The organism is Bradyrhizobium sp. JR4.3 (assembly GCF_040547695.1).
Classification (GTDB): Bacteria; Pseudomonadota; Alphaproteobacteria; order Rhizobiales; family Xanthobacteraceae; genus Bradyrhizobium; species Bradyrhizobium canariense.
In genome coordinates, this window is record NZ_JBEPQF010000022.1 from 12,065 (window position 1) to 31,380 (window position 19,316).

At 64.1% G+C, this 19,316-nt stretch carries 15 protein-coding genes; 12 read left to right on the top strand and 3 right to left on the bottom strand.

Annotated features, from left to right (window positions below):
- Positions 1-16 precede the first annotated feature (16 nt).
- Both ABIB91_RS28480 and ABIB91_RS28485 read left to right on the top strand, forming a co-directional pair.
- On the top strand, positions 17-1,225 hold the full coding sequence (locus tag ABIB91_RS28480; protein WP_354169569.1) for an ABC transporter substrate-binding protein: 1,209 nt from the start codon (positions 17-19) through the stop codon (positions 1,223-1,225).
- 187 nt (positions 1,226-1,412) lie between these two features.
- Positions 1,413-2,645: an acyl-CoA dehydrogenase family protein gene (locus ABIB91_RS28485; RefSeq protein ID WP_354169567.1), complete on the top strand. Its 1,233-nt coding sequence runs from the start codon at positions 1,413-1,415 to the stop codon at positions 2,643-2,645.
- A 123-nt stretch (positions 2,646-2,768) separates the two neighbouring features.
- On the opposite strand, the gene ABIB91_RS28490 is transcribed toward ABIB91_RS28485, so the two are convergent.
- A complete protein-coding gene (locus tag ABIB91_RS28490; protein ID WP_354169565.1) occupies positions 2,769-4,211 on the bottom strand; it encodes an MFS transporter in 1,443 nt (480 codons plus the stop codon).
- On the opposite strand from ABIB91_RS28490, the gene ABIB91_RS28495 reads away from it, so the two are divergent.
- Both ABIB91_RS28495 and ABIB91_RS28500 read left to right on the top strand, forming a co-directional pair.
- Positions 4,210-5,250, top strand: a complete 1,041-nt coding sequence (locus ABIB91_RS28495) for a LysR substrate-binding domain-containing protein (protein WP_354169563.1) — start codon at positions 4,210-4,212, stop codon at positions 5,248-5,250. The two genes, ABIB91_RS28490 and ABIB91_RS28495, sit on opposite strands and share 2 nt — an antisense overlap.
- 235 nt (positions 5,251-5,485) lie before the next feature.
- Positions 5,486-5,977, top strand: a complete 492-nt coding sequence (locus ABIB91_RS28500) for a septal ring lytic transglycosylase RlpA family protein (protein WP_007593634.1) — start codon at positions 5,486-5,488, stop codon at positions 5,975-5,977.
- A gap of 370 nt (positions 5,978-6,347) precedes the next feature.
- Here the strand turns inward: ABIB91_RS28500 and ABIB91_RS28505 are convergent, their stop codons facing one another.
- Positions 6,348-8,087 carry a methyl-accepting chemotaxis protein gene (locus ABIB91_RS28505; RefSeq protein WP_354169561.1) on the bottom strand — a complete coding sequence of 580 codons (1,740 nt, stop codon included), beginning with the start codon at positions 8,085-8,087 and terminating at the stop codon, positions 6,348-6,350.
- A 220-nt stretch (positions 8,088-8,307) separates the two neighbouring features.
- Between ABIB91_RS28505 and ABIB91_RS28510 the strand changes: the two genes are divergently transcribed.
- The 4 genes from ABIB91_RS28510 (at position 8,308) to ABIB91_RS28525 (ending at position 14,791) form a co-directional block, all read left to right on the top strand.
- Positions 8,308-9,690 (top strand): ethanolamine ammonia-lyase subunit EutB, encoded by a 1,383-nt coding sequence (locus ABIB91_RS28510; protein ID WP_354169559.1) that lies wholly within the window; start codon positions 8,308-8,310, stop codon positions 9,688-9,690.
- Positions 9,691-9,842: 152 nt separating this feature from the next.
- Positions 9,843-11,429: a B12-binding domain-containing radical SAM protein gene (locus tag ABIB91_RS28515; protein ID WP_354169557.1), complete on the top strand. Its 1,587-nt coding sequence runs from the start codon at positions 9,843-9,845 to the stop codon at positions 11,427-11,429.
- 6 nt (positions 11,430-11,435) lie between these two features.
- Positions 11,436-12,221, top strand: a complete 786-nt coding sequence (gene eutC, locus ABIB91_RS28520; protein WP_354169555.1) for an ethanolamine ammonia-lyase subunit EutC — start codon at positions 11,436-11,438, stop codon at positions 12,219-12,221.
- A gap of 206 nt (positions 12,222-12,427) precedes the next feature.
- A complete protein-coding gene (locus ABIB91_RS28525; protein WP_007593629.1) occupies positions 12,428-14,791 on the top strand; it encodes an efflux RND transporter permease subunit in 2,364 nt (787 codons plus the stop codon).
- A gap of 123 nt (positions 14,792-14,914) precedes the next feature.
- On the opposite strand, the gene ABIB91_RS28530 is transcribed toward ABIB91_RS28525, so the two are convergent.
- Complete coding sequence (locus ABIB91_RS28530; protein ID WP_354169553.1) at positions 14,915-15,412, bottom strand: hypothetical protein; 498 nt, start codon at positions 15,410-15,412, stop codon at positions 14,915-14,917.
- A 462-nt stretch (positions 15,413-15,874) separates the two neighbouring features.
- Here ABIB91_RS28530 and ABIB91_RS28535 point away from each other — a divergent pair, with 462 nt between their 5' ends.
- The 4 genes from ABIB91_RS28535 to hpnE all read left to right on the top strand — a co-directional run bounded on the left by ABIB91_RS28535 (position 15,875) and on the right by hpnE (position 19,269).
- Positions 15,875-16,108: a hypothetical protein gene (locus tag ABIB91_RS28535; RefSeq protein ID WP_007593627.1), complete on the top strand. Its 234-nt coding sequence runs from the start codon at positions 15,875-15,877 to the stop codon at positions 16,106-16,108.
- A 194-nt stretch (positions 16,109-16,302) separates the two neighbouring features.
- Positions 16,303-17,187 carry a squalene synthase HpnC gene (hpnC, locus tag ABIB91_RS28540; protein ID WP_354169551.1) on the top strand — a complete coding sequence of 295 codons (885 nt, stop codon included), beginning with the start codon at positions 16,303-16,305 and terminating at the stop codon, positions 17,185-17,187.
- Positions 17,177-18,016: a presqualene diphosphate synthase HpnD gene (gene hpnD / locus ABIB91_RS28545; protein WP_354169549.1), complete on the top strand. Its 840-nt coding sequence runs from the start codon at positions 17,177-17,179 to the stop codon at positions 18,014-18,016. Before hpnC ends, hpnD begins: the two co-directional genes overlap by 11 nt.
- Positions 18,016-19,269, top strand: a complete 1,254-nt coding sequence (hpnE, locus tag ABIB91_RS28550) for a hydroxysqualene dehydroxylase HpnE (RefSeq protein WP_007593622.1) — start codon at positions 18,016-18,018, stop codon at positions 19,267-19,269. The genes hpnD and hpnE overlap by 1 nt, the downstream gene beginning before the upstream one ends.
- The last annotated feature ends 47 nt before the right edge of the window (positions 19,270-19,316 follow it).

The following is a 19,316-nucleotide window of genomic DNA, read 5'->3' on the forward strand; positions in this document are numbered from 1 at the left end:
TCACCGGGGAGAAACCATGAAAGCCGCTTTGGTCCTGGCTGCAGCCTTGGCTGCCTGCCTGTCCACGCCTGTCTCCGCGCAAAAATCCTACGGTCCCGGCGTCACCGACACCGAGATCAAGATCGGCAACACCATGCCCTATAGCGGCCCCGCATCGCCGCTCGGCATCACCGGCAGGGTGATCTCGGCCTATTTCGACGAGGTCAACGAGAAGGGCGGGATCAACGGCCGCAAGCTCAATCTCCTGTCGCTCGACGACGCCTTCTCGCCGCCGAAAACCATGGAAGCGGCGCGCCGGCTGGTCGAGGGCGACGGCGTCGCCTTCATCTTCGCGACCATGGGCACCGCGCCGAGCTCGGCGATCGCGAAATATCTTAACAGCAACAAGGTGCCGCAGCTGTTTCTGATCAGCTCGGCCTCGAAGTGGAACGACCCCGCCAACATGCCCTGGTCGATGGCGCTGCCATGGGCGCCGAACTACACCAGCGAGGCCGCGATCGACGTCGCCTATGCCCGCGCCAAGAACCCGAACGCGCGGTTCGCGGTGCTCTATCAGAACGACGACGCCGGCAAGGAATATCTGCGCGGCGTCAAGGAGGCGCTCGGTGCCGACGCCGACAAGGCGATCGCGATGGCGTCGAGCTTCGAGGTCGCCGACCCCACCGTCGATTCCCAGGTGCTGACGCTCGCCAACACCAAGGCCGACGTGTTCATGATCTATTCGGTGACGCCGCGCGCTTGCGCCCAGGCGATCCGGAAAGCGCATGAGGTCGGTTGGCAGGCGACGCGCTTCCTCGCCTCGGGCTGCGCCAACAAGGCCACCGTGATGGTCCCGGCCGGCCTCGACGCCGGCAAGGGCGTGCTCTCGCTCGGCTCGCTCAAGCCGTTCGTCGAGGCGCCGAAGGACGATCCGGCGATGACGGCCTATAGCGACTTCATGAAGAAGCGCCTGCCCAATGCCGACGTCAACAACGTCGCGGGTCTCTACGGCTACACCGTCGCCGAGGCCTTGGTGGTCTTGCTGAAGCAGTGCAAGGACAATCTGACGCGCGAGAACATCATGGCGCAGGCGGCCAATCTGAAGAACGTGCCGCTGTCGCTGCTGTTGCCCGGCATCACCCTCAACACCACGCCGCAGGATTTCCGCCCGATCAAGGACGGCTACATGCTCCAGTTCGACGGCAACGACTGGATCGTCGCGAGCGAGCTGCTGCGAGGGACGTGAGGGGACTGCGCGAGGTCGACGAACGGGTTGAGGGAGCTCTCTCCGCGAGTTCGGAATCGTAGGGTGGGCAAAGGCGCACTTGCGCCGTGCCCACCACCTATCAATGCTTCGAGAGAAGCGGTGGGCACGCTTCGCTTTGCCCACCCTACGAGACTGGCGCGAAGGTCGGCGAACGGGAGGATCAAGAATGGATTTTCAACACTCCGCCCGCTCGATGGAATTGCAAGAGCGCGTCCGCCGGTTCATGCGGACGCATGTCGAGCCGGTCGAGGAGCTCTATTACGAGCAGGTGAAGCCGGAAGCGACACGCTACAAGACGCCGCAGCTCCTTCGGGACCTGAAGCGGCTGGCGCGCGAGCAGGGGCTTTGGAATCTGTTCCTCTCCGGCGAGCACGGCCAAGACCTTAACAACACTGGCTTGACCAACCTCGAATACGCGCCGGTGAAGGAGATCATGGGCCGCATCCTGTGGGCGCCCGAGGTGTTCAACTGCTCGGCGCCCGATGTCGGCAACATGGAGGTGCTGGCCAATTACGGCACGCCGGCACAGCAGGAGCGCTGGCTGAAGCCGCTTTTGGAGGGGCGCATCCGCTCCGGCTTCTCGATGACGGAGCCGCAGGTCGCCTCCAGCGATGCCACCAACATCCAGTGCGAGATCAGGCGCGACGGCGGCGACTACGTCATCAACGGCCGCAAATGGTTCACCTCCGGCGCGATGAACGAGGATTGCGAGATCCTGATCGTGATGGGCAAGACCGCGCCTGACGATCCCGACCGCCACCGTCAGCAATCCATGATCCTGGTGCCGAAAGCGACGCCCGGCGTGCGCATCGTGCGCGACATGCTGACCTACGGCTATGACGACGCGCCGGTCGGCCATCCCGAGATCGTCTACGAGAACGTTCGCGTGCCCGCGGAGAACATCCTGCTCGGCGAGGGCCGCGGCTTCGAGATCGCGCAAGGCCGGCTCGGCCCCGGCCGTATCCATCATTGTATGCGGCTGATCGGCTGCGCCCAGCGTGCGCTCGAATTGATGTGCCAGCGCGCGGTCTCCCGCACGGCGTTCGGCAAGCCGCTCGCAGAGCAGGGCTCGGTGCGCGAGGACATCGCACATTCATTCTGCGAGATTGCGCAGGCGCGGCTCTTGACGCTGCAAGCCGCCGACAGGATGGACCGCGAGGGCAACAAGATGGCGCGCGACCTGATTGCGGCCGCCAAGATCGTGGTGCCCAGCATGGCCGCCCGCGTTATCGACCGCGCCATCCAGATCCACGGCGCCGCCGGCGTCTCGCAGGATACTTTCCTGGCGCGTGCTTACGTCTACGCCCGCTTCATCCGCATCGGCGACGGGCCGGATCAGGTGCATCTGGCTGCGGTGGGGAAGGAGCTGATCAAGCGGGGCGGGGTGATGGAGGGGTAGGTGGTTGCTCTTAGCAAGGGCGTGCAGTCATAGACGGCGGATGCCCGCTCATGGGGGTGAAGCAGATTGCGGCAACGCCGACACTTTGATTTTTGCTCCTGAACTGCCGTCGATCACCCGCCGCTATGCAGCCGGTTTCTCATCCATAAGCCAATAGACGATGGCTGTCAGAGCAAGGGTCGATGCGCCTGCAACGATAAACGGGGCGAGATAGTCGCCATTCGAACTGAACTGCAGGGCCGCGCCCAAAAGTGCGATCCCGAAGCTGAAACCGATTTGGCGCATCGTGACGCAAATGGCAGATGCGGTCGCCGCACGATCGCTTGGAACTGCCGACACGGCGGCGGCAGTGATCTGCGCGTTGATCACGGCACAGCCTGACCCGCTGACGAGCAACGCAATGACTGTCACTACCAGCGTGTCCGGCCCCACGTTTCCGCCGGAGATTGCACCAAGGGCCAGGTCAGCCACCCCGATAAGCGCGAGACCACCACAGAAGAACGAGCGTGATGGGATGCGGGTCGTCAAAACCGCTCCATAGCGCGGCAACACCATCATCGGCAATGTGAGCGCGACCAGGAGCCAGCCCGCCCCAAACGGACTGAGACCCAACGGACCGCGCGCCAATTGCGGCACGTAGACGAGAAGCGACCAGAAGCCGGTCGATCCCGCCATCGGGACGAGGCACATCGCGACGAACTGCCGAGATCCGAACAGCTTGAGATCGAACGCCGGGTTGGGATGTCGGCGTTCCACCCAAACGAAAAGGAGGAGCGCAATCCCCGAAGCGGCGAGTCCCATCAGGAACGTCGCCGAGGCGACGCCACCAAGCGCGGCTGCTTCCAGCAACATAAACGCCAACGCCGCCGAAATTGTCGCAAGAAGGCCAGCACCGAGCCAATCCACCTTGGCGCTCGAACGCTGCTGGTCGAGCTCATTGCCAATTCTGTACAGCACCAGGAAGACCAAAACGGCGCAAAGCGGCAAGTTGATCCAGAAAATCCAGCGCCACCCGATCGTATCAGCCAGGAGCGATCCGAGCGGCGGGCCAGCGACCATCGAGGCACCGACGATCGTGCCCCAAAGTCCAAACGCCCGCGCACGTCGGGGTCCCTCGTAAGCACCAGCAAGGAGGGCAGACGAGGTGCTGGTGATGCAGGCACCGGCGATACCTTGCAATGTGCGGAATGTCAGCAAAACGTCGAGCGTGTTGGCGCACGCGCACAGCAGAGAGGCCAGGCCAAACAGCCCTGCACCCCAGGTGAACATTTGAACGCGTCCGTATCTGTCGGCAAGGCTACCTGCAATCGGCAAACAGAAGATCAAGGCAAGGCTGTAGACGTCGATGACCCAGGCCGCTCGTGCGGAAGCGGCACCGAGATCGTGGCCAACATCGGGTAAGGCAGCCGCTAGAGCCGTCAGGTCGACTTGAAACAGAGAGCCGCTCAAGCACGCTGCAAGCAGCGTCGCCGTTTCCAGGGACATGCGATTGCCGCGATGGCCGTCATCGGCAAGCCAACTGGCGCTCGGCATTTCATCATCGTCGTGCTGAGGTTTGTCGAGCATGGTTGTTTCGGCCTCCATGGAGCATGGTTGGCCGGGCAACGGGCTTTGGTCGAATGATGGTTCCTCAAAACCTCATGAATCTGTATCATGGCTTGAGGAGATCGAGATGCCACGCCGCTTGCCACCCTTCGCACCCCTTGTCGCGTTCGACGCTGTCACCCGCCATGGCTCGTTCACGCGCGCCGCGGCGGAGTTGGGCGTCACGCAGAGTGCCGTCAGCCATCAGATTCGAAAACTGGAGGACCATTTCGGGGTCGCATTGTTGCAGCGGCAGAATCCAGGGATCGGGATAACACCTGCCGGCGCGCAGCTTAGGCAAGAGCTTGCCGCAGCACTCGACGCGCTTGGTGCGCTGGATGCTCAGGTGCGGCGACGCTCGAACCGAACGACGTTGCGCGTGGGCGCCGGCTCGGCGTTGGCAACCTGGTGGCTCGTCCGCCGCCTACCAGACTTTACGGCGCGATATCCGTCGATCAACGTTGATCTCAAACCACTGGAGACGGGTGACAGTTCAAAGCGGCCGCTCGACGTGCGAATTGTCTGGAACGCCGGCGAAGACGCACGGCGGACGTCGACTCAATTGCCGCTGTTTTGGGAGCGGATTTTTCCCGTCTGTGCGCCGCACCTGTTGCCCCGGCGGCGTCCCTTGACGGACCCCGACGGCTTGCTGGCCCTGCCGCTCATCCACAAAGGCGACAACGCGACCGGCGACTGGGGTTGGCCCTCCTGGTTTAGACGCCTGGGATTGCCGAAATCGGGCGCTGCCGCTGGCAGCCTGACGCTGGACGACATGGGAATGTGCATGTCGGCTGCGGCCGAAGGAGCCGGGGTGACACTTGGGCGCTCACTTCTTGTGGCAGATGCGGTTTCGTCTGGACGCCTCGTGTCCGCACTCGCCGATTACCCCGCAGTCGAGTGCACGAAAATTCAGGTTGCCCAGTGGCCAGCCGATTTGATCGGCGATCGCAGCGTCGAGTTATTCGTGAATTGGCTCGCCGAGCAGGCCGAGACGACCGTGAGGAATATTTCGGCTGCATAGTCCTTTGCCGGCCCTCTGCCGATTTGTTAGAGGCCGGCACTGTCAGTTCGCAGCTATTCGTCGGGGCTCTCGTCGTCATGCTGTTGACGCAATGTCTGTCTTAGACGGCGACAACTAAAACGCCGTGCTGGAACCGTTGGGGTTCCTACAAACGGTTCCGGAGCCAGGGGTTGGCTCGACCCGCAAAACGATTTGCGGCATCGGAACCGAACAATCGAAAATCACAGGAGATATAATGGTGTTTCGATCGAGCGCCGCAATTTGCGGCGCCGTGGTTGCGCTTGCCGTTTCCGTTTCTATTGCGCGATGTGAAGCTGGTGGGGTTCACTCAAGCGCCGCCGACAATGCCGCTTCCGGGGAAGCGATCGTTGGCGCGGCATCCATGTACAATCCGTTCAAGCCCGGCAAAGAGGAGGGCGGCCCGAAGACGGCTTCCGGCGAGCGCTATGATCCCTCGGTCTGGTCGGCCGCCATCAAGACGAGCTTGCGTAAGAAATTCGGTGGGGTCCAATTTGGCGCGAAGCCGAAATATGCCCTCGTCGAGGCCGTCGGCAAGAAGGTCATCGTCAGGATAAATGACGTGGGACCGCTAAGGCCGGGCCGCATCATCGACTTCAATGAGCGGACGATGCGCCATTTCGATCCGAGCCTGGAGCGCGGGGTCATTCCTGACGTAAAAGTCCGGCCGCTTGCCGGCGGCGATTGGACACCCGGACCGGTTGGCTGAACCGTCGCATCAGAACGTCGAGCAACACGCCCGTCCAGAACAGTCGAGCGCCTCGATGGCTTCATCGCGTTTGTCTCGATCGGCGGGAAGCGTGCCTGACGCGTGGAGATACGACGCTTCGTCGGCGGGAAAAATTCGCGCGTACATTCCCTCGGCAGGACGACCAAGGTCCCGCGGGGCGCCATCGCCAAGATGACATCATGCCGGTGTTTTGCCCGACGAGTCAAATGTCATTTCGTAAAATACGAATATATTTGGACTAGCGCCAAGCCATTGATATCGCTGTCCCCGGCTACTGTGCATGGGGTTGTTTTCGCGTTTTTTTGAGGGAGCGACCCCATCGCCGGCTCTGCTGGCGATGGACGTGCTGCTAGCCCGCCTTGGCGACGCGGCCGTCCGCTGCGCCCGAGCGCAGGTTCTGGAAGAACTTCTCCACCTCGCGCGACAGCGTCTCCGCCGTCTCAGTCACGCTGCTCGCAGCCGTCAGCACCGAGGAGGCCGCAGTGTCGGTCTCGCCGATGGCGTCGCGGAGCGAGCTGATGTTGGCGACGAGGGTCTCGTTGCCTTGGGCCGCCGATTGCGCGTTGGACGAGATCTCGCGCGTGGCGGCGTCCTGCTGGCCGATGGCGCCGGCGATCGCCGAGGTGACGTCGTTGATCTCGCGCACTGCGCCGCCGATCTCGCGGACGGCGTCGACCGCGTTGCGGGTGGAGGACTGGATCATCGAGACGTTTTCGCTGATGTCGGCGGTCGCCTTCGCGGTCTGCCCCGCGAGCGCCTTGACTTCATGCGCGACGACGGCAAAGCCGCGGCCGGCATCGCCCGCGCGCGCGGCCTCGATGGTGGCATTGAGCGCGAGCAGATTGGTCTGCTCGGCGATCGCCTGGATCAGGCTGAGCACGCCGTCGATGCGTTGCGTGGCTGCGGCCAGGCTCTCGATCTCGGCGATCGATTTCTCGGTGCGCTGGCCGGTCTGCTCGACCGCGCCGGCGGATTGCCGCACCTGCCGGCCGATCTCCACCACCGACGCAGATAGCTCCTCGGCCGCGCCTGCCACCGCCGTAACGTTGTGCGAGGCCTGTTCGGTGGCGTTCGCCGCCGTGCCGGCGCGGCTGCTCGCGTCCGCGGTGACGCGGGTGATGGTCTGCGCCGTCTCGCGCATGACGGAGGCGTTGTCGCTGAGGCCGCGCATGATCGCGCCGATCGCCTCGCGAAACGCGTCGACGGATTGTTCGATGTGGCGGGCGCGCTCCTCGCGCGCGGCGGAGTCCTGCGAGACCTGCGAGGCGAGGTTGCGGTTGCGCCCCATCGCGTCCTGGAAGATCTGGATCGCGCGTGCCAGTGCGCCGATCTCGTCGGCCCGGTCAGAGTGGGGCACCACGACGTTCTCGGCGCCGTCAGCGACCTGCTTGATGGTCGCGGTGATGGCGGAGAGGGGGCGTGCGATCGAACGGGCGATGATGACGATGCCGATCACGACGAGGGCGAGCGCCACGCCGGCGAGGCAAGTCAGGACCAAGGACAGGGTGCGATTGGTCTCGGTCTCGTGCGCGATTTGCCTTGCACGCTCGGCATAGACCTTGGACAGCGCCTCGAGATCCTTGTTCAGCGCCGAGCGCACGGCGCGGTTGGCGTCGTTGTCGCCCCATTCGCGGCCCGCGGCCGCATTGATCTCGACGCCGCGGCGCACCAGCTCCTTGCGAAACTCGACGAACTGCTCGATGCGCTTCTTGAACGTGGCGAACTGCTCGGCATCGTCAGCCTTGACGATGGTCTCCCAGCGCTTCACGACGTCAAGGATCTGGGCGTTGAACTTGAGCAGGCCCTCGCCGTACTTCTTCACCACGGCCGGTTCAGTCGACATGTAGACGCCGCGCGATTCCATCACGACCGCATAGACCAGCGAGTTGACCCGCTCGACGTTCAGCGCGGCGGCGTTCGCGGTCTCGATCGCGGTGGTCAGCTCGGCGCCGCGGCGGCTGTTGTAGTCGGACAGCATCGCGATCGCCGCCGTGAGAAGCGCGAACAGCGCGAAGATGGCGTAGAGCTTGTTGGCAAGCGTGAAGCGGCCGGCGAGGCCGGTGGCATTCCCAGGTCGGTCAGTTGTCATGGTTTTCAGGGGCCCGAATGGCCGGGAGCGGCCGGAGAGCGCGGTCGTGCAAACTATTGCAAAACTATGCAGAATGAAGATGGACGCAGCGTTAACGCGGGGTTTGGCGCCCTTCGCCCTCGGTCGAAGGAAAGGTAGATATTTCAGCGTCTTGATCTGAAGGTATAGTCTTGGGATTGCCCAGGAGTCGGCCTTTGGCCGACGAACCCCGGAGAGACCCTTGGTCTACCGCCACACCATCGACGCCACGACCTACACGTTCCCGGATTTGCGCGACCTGCTCGCCAAGGCGACGCCGCCGCGCTCCGGCGACCGCCTGGCCGGGATCGCCGCCGCCAGTGCCGAACAGATGATCGCGGCGCGGATGGCGCTGGCCGACGTCCCGCTCGGGCAGTTCTTGCAAGAAGCCGTCATCCCCTATGAGACCGACGAGGTCACCCGCCTCGTCATTGACAGCCACGACGCCAAGGCCTTCGCGCCGGTGGCTTCGCTGACGGTCGGCGCCTTTCGCGACTGGCTGCTATCGGACGCCGCGACACCCGAAATCTTGCGCAAGCTGGCCGGCGGCATCACCCCGGAGATGGCCGCCGCGGTCTCGAAGCTGATGCGCAACCAGGATCTGATCCTGGCGGCGCGGAAATGCGAGATCACCACCGCTTTCCGCAACACCATCGGCCTGAAGGGCCGGATGAGCACCCGGCTGCAGCCCAACCATCCCTTCGACGACGCCAGGGGCATCACCGCCTCCATCCTCGACGGCATCCTGCTCGGCGCCGGCGATGCCTGCATCGGCATCAACCCGGCGAGCGACGACCCGGCCGTGATCGGCCAATTGCTGCGGCTGCTCGACGAGGTCATCGCGCGGCTGAAGATCCCGACACAGGGCTGCGTGCTGACCCATGTCACCACGACGCTGTCGCTGATCGGGCAGGGGGCGCCGGTCGACCTCGTGTTCCAGTCGGTCGCCGGCACTGAGGCTGCCAACCGCAGTTTTGGTATCGACCTCGCGCTTCTCAAGGAGGCGCACGAGGCCGGGTTGTCGCAGAGGCGCGGTACGGTTGGGCAGAACGTGATGTATTTCGAGACCGGGCAGGGCTCGGCGCTGTCGGCCAACGCCCATCACGGCGTCGACCAGCAGACCTGCGAGGCGCGCGCCTATGCGGTCGCCCGCGCCTTTGCGCCCCTCCTGGTCAACAGCGTGGTCGGCTTCATCGGCCCGGAATATCTCTACGACGGCAAGGAAATCATCCGGGCCGGGCTGGAGGATCACTTTTGCGGCAAGCTGCTCGGCCTGCCGCTTGGGATCGACATTTGCTACACTAATCACGCCGAGGCGGACCAGGACGACATGGACAATCTGCTGACGTTGCTCGCTGCCGCCGGCGTCACCTTCATCATGGGTGTCCCCGGCGCCGATGACGTCATGCTGAACTATCAGTCCACGTCTTTTCACGACGCGCTCTATGTCCGCGACGTCTTCGGACTGCGCCGCGCGCCGGAATTCGACGACTGGCTGGTGCGGTCCGGCATTGCGGGCGCCGATTTCCGTCTTGCCGGCGATGCAGGCCTGCTGCCCGATTTTGCCTCCCGGCTGATCGCGTGACGCGGCGGAAGCACCCGGCGGCCCGAGGAAACCATTGGTGCCCTCGGGAATTATGCTCATGCCACAATATTGAGAAATTCCGGCGGCAGCATTACGCTATGTGGCTGTCTGGCAATTTCCGCAGCTAAGTCGAGCGTGGCGGGGGAGCTTTGATGCGAGCTGAAAGTAACGGGACGTCCCGGCGGATTCTCTGCGTGTTTCCGCGATACACATCGTCGTTCGGGACGTTCGAGCATTCCTACCCCCTGACCGATGGCGTCCGCGCCTTCATGCCGCCGCAGGGACTTTTGCTGCTTGCCGCCTATCTGCCGGAGGAGTGGCAGGTCAAATTCGTCGATGAGAACCTTCGCCGTACGACAAGGGAAGAGTTCGAATGGGCGGAGGCGGTCTTCGTCAGCGGCATGCACATCCAGCGCCAGCAGATGAACGATATCTGCCGGCGCGCCCATGAGTTCGACCTACCGGTCGCGCTCGGCGGTCCTTCCGTCAGCGCCTGCCCGGATTACTATCCGTCGTTCGACTATCTCCATGTCGGTGAGCTCGGCGACGCCACCAATCAGCTGCTCGAAATACTGTCGCGCGACATCTCGCGTCCCGAGACCCAGGTGGTTCTGACCACCAAAGACCGCGTGCCGATGACGGAGTTTCCGATCCCGGCCTACGAGCTCGCCGACGTGAAGAAATACTTCCTCGGCAGCATCCAGTATTCCAGCGGCTGTCCGTATCAGTGCGAGTTCTGCGACATCCCCGGGCTGTACGGCCGCAATCCGCGCATCAAATCGCCGGAGCAGATCATCGCCGAACTCGACCGCCTGCGCGAATGCGGCATGACCGACACGGTCTATTTCGTCGACGACAATTTCATCGGCAACCGCAAGGCGGCGCTGGACCTCCTGCCGCATCTGATCGAATGGCAGAAGAGGACCGGCTACATGGTGCGGCTCGCCTGCGAGGCGACGCTCAACATCGCCAAGCGGCCGGAAATCCTCGAGAAGATGCGCGAGGCCTATTTCGTCACCATCTTCTGCGGCATCGAGACGCCCGATCCCGATGCGCTGAAGGCGATGCACAAGGACCACAACATGATGGTCCCGATCCTCGAGGGCGTGCAAACCATCAACTCCTACGGCATGGAGGTCGTGTCCGGCATCATCATGGGGCTCGACACCGATAAGCCGAACACTTCGGAGGCGCTGCTCGCCTTCGTCGAGGACTCCCGGATTCCGCTGCTCACGATCAACCTGCTTCAGGCGCTGCCGAAGACGCCGCTATGGGACCGTCTGGAGCGCGAGGGACGCCTGGTCGAGGACGACGGCCGCGATTCCAATGTCAACTTCCTGTTGCCCTACGACGACGTCGTCGCATCCTGGAAGCACGCCATGGCCGTCGCCTACGAGCCCGAAAAGGTCTACGCGCGCTTCCAGTATCAATGCGAGCACGTTTACGTGCACCGCCTGAAGATGCCGACGCCGGACGAGATGAAGACCTGGCCCAACATCAGGCGCGGCCTCGTCATGCTGCGAAACATCTTCTGGAAGGTCGGCGTGCTCGGCGACTACAAGCGCGTGTTCTGGAAGTTCGCGCTGGGCCGCATCAAGCGCGGCGACCTCGAAGGTCTGATCGGCTGCACTCTGATCGCGCACCATCTCATCACCTTTGCGCGGGCGGCCTCGACCGGCCAGCAGAACGCCTCGAACTATTCGATCCGGCTACGCGAGGCCTCCGTCCCCGCCGAATGACACAACATGTCTGATCCGGCCATCCCGCGTCGTCCGACCCTCGATCTGCGGTCGCTTACGCCCGCGCGCGTCGCGCTCGGGCGCAGCGGCGCGAGCCTGCCGACGCGGGCACTGCTCGATTTCACGCTGGACCATGCCCGCGCCTGCGATGCCGTACATGCCGTGTTCGATGCGCCGCGGCTGGTCGCGGATCTCCGCGCGCTCGGCCTCGTCGTCACCGAGGCGAACAGCCGGGCGGTCGACCGCAGGGACTATTTGCGGCGGCCCGATCTGGGCAGACTGCTGGATGCCGGATCAGTCGAGGCTCTGGCGCGGAGCGCCTCGGAGCCGTGCCAACTCGCGGTCGTGATTGGCGATGGGCTGTCGGCTGCCGCGGTCCACGCCCATGCGGCCGCGCTGGTGATGCGCCTGCTGCCGTTGCTCGCAGCCGATGATGGTGTCGCGATCGGCCATGTCGTCGTCGCCTCAGGCGCGCGCGTCGCGCTCGGCGACGAGATCGGCGCCATTCTCGGCGCGCGCATGGTCGTCACGCTGATCGGCGAGCGGCCGGGCCTGTCGGCGCCCGACAGTCTCGGCGCCTATCTGACTTTCGCCCCGAAGCCGGGCCGCACCGATGCCGAGCGCAATTGCGTGTCGAACATCCACAAGGCCGGGTTGAGCTATGACGAGGCTGCTTTCAAGATCGCCTGGCTGGTCCGCGAGGGGCTCGCGCGGGAAGTGAGCGGTGTGGCGCTGAAGGACGAGAGCGCGGACCGCGCGCCGCGTCGAATTGGCACGGCTTTGCCCGAATGAAGGGCATTAAGGCAAAATCGCCACATCTTGATCGATTCGGCCACACTCCGCCTGCTTGCGAGAAGGGCGATTGACCTGCTAAACCCCTCGCGGCGATTTTCTGCGCATTTTCAAAGGGCAAGCCTCCCATTGGTATGGCATTTTCAAGCCGTTCGCGGGGCGCGACAAGCTCACAGACCCGAGCCGATTTAGGAACTGGACAAGGCATGCTCGAAAAGCACAGCGAGAGTGAGGTTCATGTCGACAAGGTCGAGCAGGGACCTGCGTCCTCGATCGCCTTCGGGCTGGAGCGCATCGGGCTGTTCGCCGTCCGGGCGCCCATCGTCTCCTGCATCGTCCTGCTCGTCCTGATCGTCGGCGCCGTGTTCGGCATCCACCGGATCAAGATCGACGATTCGCTGTCGCAGCTGTTCCGGTCCAACACGCCGGAATTCCGCCAGTACGAAGCGGTGACCAAGAAGTTCCCGGCCGAGGAATTCGACGTCCTCGTCGTAGTCGAGGGCAAGACCCTGCTGGCGCGGAACAACCTCGAGAAGCTGCGCGACTTCGTCACCGACATGCAGCTGGTCGAGGGTACGCGCGGACTGGTCTCGCTGTTCTCCGCGCGTCAGGCGCCGGCGCCGGGCAAGCTTCCCGCCGCGCTGTTCCCGCCCGAGCTGCCCGAGGGCGCGGCCTATGACAAGTTCATCGAGGGCGTCAAAGCCAACGAGATCATCCGCGGCAAGCTGTTGTCCGAGGACGGCACGCTGGCGCTGATCGTGCTTTCGCTCGATCCGGAGGTGGTCGCCTCCAACAAGCTGACCAAGACCGTCGCCGATATCCGCGCGCTCATGAAGGAAGACCTCGGCGATACCGGCCTCAACGTGCAGCTTTCCGGCGTGCCGGTGATGCAGCTCGAGATCCGCAACGCGGTCGAGCGCGACGGGCTCACCTACAACATCCTCGGCATTCTCGCCGGCTGTGTCATCGCCATCATCTTCTTCCGCAAGATCTCGTTCATGGTGGCGGCGGCGTTCCCGCCGATGATTGCGATCCTGCTGGCGCTCGGCGCGCTCGGCTGGGCCAATTTCAACCTCAACATGTTCCTGAACGTGATGACGCCGCTCATCATGGTCATCAGCTTCTCGGACTCGATGCAGCTCACCTTCGCCGCGCGCGACCGGCTGATCGCGGGCCAGGACAAGTTCACCGCGTTCAAGAACGCGGTGCTGGTGGTGGGACCGGCCTGCGTGCTGACGCACGGCACCGCCGGCATTTCCTTCATCGCGCTCCAGTTCTCCGACTCCGATCTGATCCGCAAGTTTGGCGAGGCGGGTCTCGCCGCCACCATCATCGCGCTGGTCGCGGTGTTGTCGCTGGTGCCGGTGTTCGGCGTGCTGCTGGTGCGCAACGAGAAGGTCTTTGCGACCAAGTTCCAGAGCGCGGATGCCGGCGTGCAGGCGCTGCGTAATTTCTGCTACTGGATCGCGGTGCGCATGGTGGGCCGTCCTGGCCTGTTCAGCCTGATCGCGGTGGTGTTCGTGGCGGGCCTCGGCGTCATCTACGCAAATCTGGAGCCGCGCTACCGGCTCGCCGACCAGGTGCCGGACAAGCGCCAGGCGGTCGCCGCCAGCGACCGGCTCGACGCCAAGCTCACCGGCGCCAACCCGGTCAACGTTCTGATCCAGTTCCCCAAGGGTGAATCGCTCTATTCGCCGGAGACGCTGCAGACCATCGCGGATGTGCACGCGACGGTGGAGAAGGCAGCCGGTGTCGGCAATGTCTGGTCGGTCGAGACCCTGCGCCGCTGGCTCGCGGACAAGGCCGGCAGCGCCGACGTCGCGACCCTGAAGGAATATGTCAGCGTCATTCCGGAGCATCTGGTACGCCGGTTCATCGATGCCGAGCAGGACGCCGTGGTGGTCGCAGGTCGCGTGCCGGACAAGGATTCCAGCCAGCTCCTTCCGATCGTCGACAAGCTCGATACCGAGCTCGACGCCGTTCGCAAGAAGCATCCCGGCTATGAAGTGGCGGTCACGGGTCTTGCCGCGATTGCCGCGCGCAACTCGGCCGGCATGATCGAGAAGCTCAACCGCGGGCTGACCGTCGAATTCGCGCTGGTCGCGATCTTCATCGGCCTGGCCTTCCGCTCCTGGGTGGTGATGTTCGCCTGCATCCTGCCGGGCATCTTCCCCGTTGTGATGTCGGGAACGGTGCTGTGGGCGATGGGTGAGGGACTGCAATTCGCCAGCGTCGTGGCTCTGACCGTTTCGTTCGGCCTCGGCTTAAGCGCCACCATCCATTTCCTCAACCGCCTCAGGCTCGAGAGCAAGCCGGGCGTCGGCTCGGCGCTCGCGGTGGAGCGCGCCACCGTGCTGGTCGGCCCGGCCTTGATCCTGACCACGCTGGTGCTGGCCTGCGGTCTCGTCGTCACGGTGTTCTCCGACCTGCCGTCGCTACGGCTGTTCGGCTGGCTCAGCGCCTTCTCGATGGTGATGGCGCTCGTCGCCGACCTCTTCATCCTGCGGCCGACGGCGATGTGGTTGATCAATCTGCACGCCAAGCTTCAGGGCGACAAGCCGGCGATCTGAACGGCTTCGTTCATCAGACACTCGAATCGGCGCGGTCCGGGCGATTGCGCCGCGTCTCCCGAAAACAACAAAGCCCCGGTTCGCGAGAACCGGGGCTTGTTGCTTTCGAAGCGGTAAGAGCCGTCAGCCCTTCGTCATCGTGATGTTGACGCCGCGAATCTCGCCCTTGGATGAGATCTGCACCGTTTGCTTGGTGCCGTTGGTGCGCAGCGACAAATTGGCGGCAAAGCCGTTGGCCTCGACGAACACCTCGATCTGGCCGCCACCGGCGGTGCCTTGCAGATTGCCGAAGATGTTGCGGTTGGTCTCGCTCCAATTGCCGGAGATCCGCTCGCCCTGGCTGGTCACGTCGCTGGTGAGGTCGAACTTGTAGCTGTCGGACGCGCAGTGCAACGCCTGCTTGAGGCTGAGACCGGTGCCGGCAACTTTGTAATCGGCCTTGCAACGGATGCGCTCGGTGGAGCCGTCGGACAGCGACACCGTACCCGTGCCGGTCCATGCGCCCTCGAAACCTGCAAACGGTCCGGACGACTGAGCCTGACTTGTCGAAACCGAGAAGAGCAGCACAGCGCCGATGCCGGCCGCCTTGATTGCCAGTTCAGATCGCCCAAAAAAATTCATCTTCAAAATATCCCGTTTTGGAACGACGTCCGCTTGTCACCAAGGACGTCTCGCCACATCGAAGGTTTAGTGTTCCGAGCCTGTGTCAGGTTCAATGGCCGGCCGCCCACATGTCGGCATCGCGAAGCGCACTTGCCATGATCGGCCTCCGGATTCTCTGCGTTTCGGCATGTTTCTGGGGCCCATGGCGGGATGTAGAGATGCAGCTCTGCAACAGGTGCGCAGCAAAACGCGACGTACCTGAATTATGACGTAGTATCAGTCTCTTACATTTGTCACAGAAGGCGCAGGGAAGACCTCATTTGGTGGACGTGGCGCCAATTTGGCCGCATTTGCCAGTGCTTGTGCCTTCTCCGAGGCCGCTACTCCCGCGGCGACTTGCCCATCAGAACAATCCGCTCCGGTCGTCGCCCTGTGCTGTCCGGGATTGGTGCGATTCTGCCGTCAGAATGAAGGAATACAATGCGTAAGCTTCTCGTCGCTCTCACCCTGCTGTCGGCCTCCCTCTCGACCGCAGCGTTCGCCCAGCAAGGGCGCGGCACGGACGCCGAGCAGAAGGCCTGCTCGCGCGATGTGCAGAAGCTCTGCCGTCCGGTCATCGACCAGGGCGATTTCACCATCCTGGCCTGCCTCAAGGAGAACCGGGCCAAGATTTCGCAGGCCTGTGACCAGGTCCTGAAGAACCACAACCAGTAAGCTCGGCCACTGGCCCACAAAAGGCGGCCTTCGGGGCCGCCTTTTCGGGCCTGATCCGCAAAGGGCAGCCATCGAGAGACAGGATTGGTTTTGCGGCCGTATTCCCCTATATGGGGGCCGCGGCGGCATCGCCCGCACGGGCTAGCGCGAGCGAAAAAGCCCTTCCTGTCCAAACGATTGTAGACCAGCCCTCGATGACCTCTGCGAGCGAATTGCGATCCGGCAAGGGTGAGCGCGACGAGAATTTTCCCGTCGCGTCCTGGATCATTCATCCGCGTCATCGCGCGCTGATCCTGGCGTATTACAATTTCGTTCGCACCGCCGACGACATCGCCGACCACGCCACGCTGCCGCCGGACGAGAAGCTCGCTTATCTCGACCTGCTCGAGGCGGAATTGCTCGGCAAAGGCGACACCCAGGCCGAGGCCGTCAGCCTGCGGCACGCACTGGCCGAACGCGGTATGGCGCCGCGCCACGCGCTCGACGTGCTCATCGCGTTCCGCATGGACGTGACCAAGTTGCGCTACGAGAATTGGGACGAGGTCATCCATTATTGCCGCTACTCGGCGATGCCGGTCGGCCGCTTCATGCTCGACGTCCATGGTGAGAGCACCTCGACCTGGGCCGCGTCCGATGCGCTCTGTGCAGCGCTGCAGATCAACAACCATCTTCAGGATTGCGGCAAGGATTTCCGCGAGCTCAACCGCGTCTATCTGCCGCGCGATGCGCTGGCTGCGAGTGGCGCCTCGGTCGAGCAGCTCGGAGAGGCGCAATCGCCACCGGCGATGCTGGCCTGCCTTCAGGCTCTCGCCGTGCGCAACGAAGCGCTGCTCGACGAGGGCAGGTCGCTAGCTGTGGAGATCAGGGATTTCCGCCTCGGCATCGAGGTCTCGGTGATCCAGGCTTATGCCGACCGCATTGTGCGCCTGTTGAAGGTGCGCGATCCCCTGCGCGAGCGCGTGCACCTGAACAAGCTCGAGCTCCTCACCTTCAGCCTCGCCGGCATGATCGGCGAAGTCGGCCGCCGCGCGGTCGGACGCAAGGCCATTTCCAGACCGGGGACTGCACATGACGCTTGAGGCGACCTCGCCCGGCGCCAATTATGGCTCGACCGCATCCGGCAGTTCGTTCTACGCCGCGATGCGCATCCTGCCGCACGACCAGCGCGAAGCGATGTTCCAGATCTACAGCTTCTGCCGCCAGGTCGACGACATCGCCGATTCCGACGGTCCGCGCGACGAGCGGCTCGCCGCCCTTCAGGCGTGGCGCAACGACATCGATGCGCTCTACCAGGGCAATCCGCCGCCACGGCTGAAGGACTACGTCGCCTCGGTGAAGACCTTCGGCCTCAAGCGCGAGGATTTCCTCGCGATCGTCGACGGCATGGAGATGGACGTGCCGCAGGACATCCGCGCGCCCGACATGGCGACGCTGGATCTCTACTGCGATCGCGTCGCGAGTGCCGTGGGGCGGCTGTCGGTCCGCGTCTTCGGCCTGCCGGAAGAAGACGGCATCGAGCTCGCCCATCATCTCGGCCGCGCGCTCCAGCTCACCAACATCCTGCGCGACATCGACGAGGACGCGGGCCTCGGCCGGCTCTATCTGCCGCGCGAAGCGCTGCTGCATGCCGGCATCACCTCCAACGATCCGGACCGCGTGATCGTCGAGCGCGCGCTGCCGAAGGTCTGCCTGCCGCTGGCGCAACGCGCAAAGGTGTATTTCGAGAAGTCGGACGAGATCATGAACCGCAATCGGCGCCGCGCGGTGCGCGCGCCCCGCATGATGTCGAAATACTATCATGCCATTCTGGATCTTCTGATCGCGCGCGGGTTCAACGCGCCGCGTGAGCCGGTGCGTGTGTCGAAGGTCACACGCATCGCCATCCTGCTCCGATACGCTCTCATCTGATGCAAAAAACAGCTCACATCATTGGCGCTGGAATTTCCGGCCTCTCCGCCGCCGTGCGGCTTGCCAATGCCGGCTTCAAGGTCGCCGTGCACGAGGCGACCCAGCAGGCCGGCGGCCGCTGCCGTTCTTATTTCGACGGCGCCACCAATCTCACTATCGACAACGGCAACCATCTGCTGCTGTCCGGCAACAGCCATGCGCGCGCCTACGCGCGCTCGATCGGCACTGAAGCGGGCCTCGTCGGTCCGGAGCGCGCGCAGTTTCCCTTTGTCGACCTCACGACCGGGCAGCGCTGGCAGATTGACCTCGGCGACGGCCGGCTCCCGACCTGGGTGCTCGACGAGAGCCGCCGCGTCCCCGACACCGGGTTGACCGATTACCTGAAGCTGGCGCCGCTGATCTGGGCATCGGAAGAGACGCTGGTCGGCAAGTCCATTCCCTGCGAGGGCGTGCTCTATCAGCGCTTGGTGCAGCCGCTGCTGCTGGCGGCGCTCAACGTCGATCCACCCGAAGGCTCGGCGGGGCTGGCCGGCGCGATCGTGCGCGAGACGCTGCTCGCCGGCGGGCAGGCCTGCCGTCCCCTGATCGCGCGCGACGGGCTCAGCGCGGTGCTGATCGAGCCTGCCGTGACGTTCCTGCAGGAGCGCGGGCACAGCGTTCAGCTCGGCCATGAGCTGCGCTCGTTTGCGACCCATGACGGCAAGGTCGGCGCGCTGAATTTCGGCGGCGAAGATGTGATCCAGATCGGCGAGGGCGACGTCGTCGTGATGGCGGTACCGCCGCGCGCTGCCTCCAACCTGCTGCCGGGCCTGAAGACGCCGACCGAATTCCGCGCCATCGTGAATGCGCATTTCCGCGTTGAGCCGCCAGCGGGATCGGCTCCGATCCTCGGCGTGATCGGCGGCGTCGTGGAATGGCTGTTTGCGTTCCCGAACCGGCTGTCCGTCACCATCAGCAACGGCGACCGTCTGGTCGAGATGCCGCGCGAGGAACTCGCGCAGGCGATCTGGAACGACGTGTGCAAGGCGGGCGGTGTGTCCGGCGAGCTGCCCCCTTGGCAGATCGTGCGCGAGCGCCGTGCCACATTCGCGGCGACGCCGGCGCAGAATGCCCTGCGTCCAGGGCCGGTCACTGCGCTGAAAAACCTGTTTCTTGCAGGCGATTGGACTGCTACGGGATTGCCTGCAACCATCGAGGGATCGGTCCGATCCGGTGATCGCGCCGCCGATCTGGTTCTGGCCGCCAAGGGATAGTGACAGGCGGCCCTGACGGGTATTTGTCCCGGTCAATTTCGGCCAAT